The sequence below is a fragment of the Paraglaciecola sp. genome (assembly GCF_030730205.1).
Lineage (GTDB): Bacteria > Pseudomonadota > Gammaproteobacteria > Enterobacterales > Alteromonadaceae > Paraglaciecola.
Genome location: NZ_JANQVQ010000214.1, coordinates 1 through 2,573, shown reverse-complemented (window position 1 = coordinate 2,573; position 2,573 = coordinate 1). Strand labels below are relative to the sequence as shown.

Genomic DNA, 2,573 nt, shown 5'->3' with positions numbered 1-2,573 from the left:
GCTTATTGACTAACGAGTCAACTTTATCATGTTCCCTAATGAATTCAATCGTCTCGTTAGTCTAATACAATCGTCGTAATTGACTATTTTTTACCTTACCAGATGCACTAGCGTTAGAGGTTTGCTGTTCTGCTCTGCCATAAAGCTTAAAGCTCTAAGTTAATTGATATTTAAAAAGAAAGTTTCGATTGATGACTTGTTTGTTTCGTCGGTCTATTTGCAAGGAAAGCGGCTTGATTTAAAAACGGGCTAGCAAAATGCTAAAGGTAAGGCTGGATAGGCAAACGATGAGTTGTAATACTACGCATCGTTTGCTATTCCAAACTGACTAAACTAGTTAACAGGCAACGTGATGGTACCCGTCACGACCTCTCCCTCTTTGGTTTCATAGGCATATTCGTAAGTAATGCTATTTTCTGAATCACTTAAGTTGTCGCTCATGTATTCGTAAGTATAAGTAAAAAATATCTGTTGTTCATCCGCTAAACTAAGGCCATTCTTGATATTTGTATAGTTGCCGTCTCGTACAATGGTTTCATTTTCAGCCAAAGAAACAGATGCACTTTTAGAAAGGTTGTTTAACTGTCCATTATCGACCAAATTGAAGGTGTTTGTGTCATTTCGACTTACGCCGTCATCAACGACTATCATTTTACGCATCGTTAGATTTTGTAGATTATTGACGCTCTTTGGCAAAATAATATAAACGTTATTGTCTCTGTCATTTGCTGTAGAGGCCTCACCTGCGGTGTTGCTAGCATTGATTAATACCCCGTTAGTGGTGTAATTATCATTATCTAAGCGTACATCATTGATATCAAACGCTTCCAAAACGCTATATGGGGCGACAAAACTGATTTCATCGCCATTTATATCGACTTCTACTTGACTTGATTCAACTTCAATCAAACCAACGGAATATTGATAAGTCATACCCCCTATTAAGTCTTCTGTTGGGCTAATCGATAACTTAGTATTATTGAGTGATTGCGTAGAAGTAACGGTCGTATTTTGCCCACTTGCGATCAATGTTACACCCGGTAAAACCAAGTCATTAGCATTGTCATTACCGCGAGTGACGGTAAAAGCTTGGCTACTATATAAGGTGATTGCATCATTAGACACATTCACCGGCTGTGAATAAAACACAGAAAAGTTTGAATTTGTCGTATTCACTTCAGACTTAAACACCACCTCTAAGGTCGAATCTGCATTTGTTAGTGTTCTAGGCTGAATAGCTAATTCGATAATGTCATCTTGAGGCACATTAAATGAAGCGGAAGTATTAGCACTTTGAGTAATATAAAGGCTTCCATCGCTTTGTTTATAAATGTTTATCGAGGCACTTTGGTAGTTAACACCATTGGCGCTAAAAGCAGGAATTTGAATATTGCCATTAAATAAAAAGTCGGTGTTGATTACATATTGTGTGTTATCGCTGTCATAACTTGCTTGTAAGGCCTCTGTCTCATTGTCAGTAAACGTTACATCGGCACCCTCAATTGAGTCCCCTAAGCTATCAACTACCGCAATTCTAAATTGAATGGGTGTTGTATCAATTTCTTCTCCTGTTGATTGAGCAACATAAATCGTTGGGTTTTCTTTGGCATTAGACCAACTTACGTATAAGTTTGTACCGTTATCATACTGATTTAATTCAGGAACATAGTCAGGCTCGCCATCTTTATCAGAGTCAACTGAAGCATATAGACCCACAGACAAGTACTTAGGTATGGTGACAAGATAGGCGCCAGTGGTTTCATTAAAACTAGATGTATGCAGATAATTTCTATAACTTGATCCTGTCCCCTCGCTTGAATTACCTTCGAACACTAAATTGCTCAATGGCGCATTGGTTTCAGAGTCTAAAACACTGATTGATACTTCCATCCCTTCAGATACAACAAAAGCGCCAAAATCCTTTTGCGCTTCGCCAGAAGTAGAACTGCCGGTGTCATAAAAAAAGGCTCGAGTTAAAAACGCATTATCTGGACTCGATACAATTACTTCAACATCAGAATTTGCGGGTAATTTTGACACCACAAACTCACCATTTGTAGTTTGAATATCGCTTGCAACGATTTCTACACCGATCTTAACCGTTATTGTTGCACTAGTCACGGGTGATTGTTCTAAAGCATCAACTACAACCCCACGAATGGCTACGGTGTTAGTTTGATATTGTTGTTCTTGTAGAATTTGATTTTGTTCTTGTAACGCGGCGACCAGTTCGTCGTTGCTGTTGTCTTCAACTTCAAAACAACCGGCTAATAAACATACAGACGAAACAGCAATGGCAATTTTAGATAGTTCCATTTTTTTACTCTCCTAATACAGCTCAAAATAGGGGTGTTAACTTCACTCCCTTGTTAAAAAAATCCGCCTGATACTATTGAGCCACTTGGTATTGGTCAAGCTAAAATCACTTCACATTATTGATAGGTCTCTATTGATTAAATTAATCAAGCGGCATGTTATAAAGCGAAGTGTTATATCACCACCATAAAACGTCTTTTAAGATGAAAACAGCGGTGGATGCGATGAATTAACTTTGAATAACAGGGTATCTCGCT

1 protein-coding gene is annotated in these 2,573 nt (G+C 38.2%); it reads right to left on the bottom strand.

Annotated elements, in window-relative coordinates; translation table 11 throughout:
- Window positions 1–333: 333 nt before the first annotated feature.
- A complete protein-coding gene (locus NWQ57_RS14455) occupies window positions 334–2,316 on the bottom strand; it encodes a hypothetical protein (protein ID WP_306022869.1) in 1,983 nt (660 codons plus the stop codon).
- Window positions 2,317–2,573 lie beyond the last annotated feature (257 nt).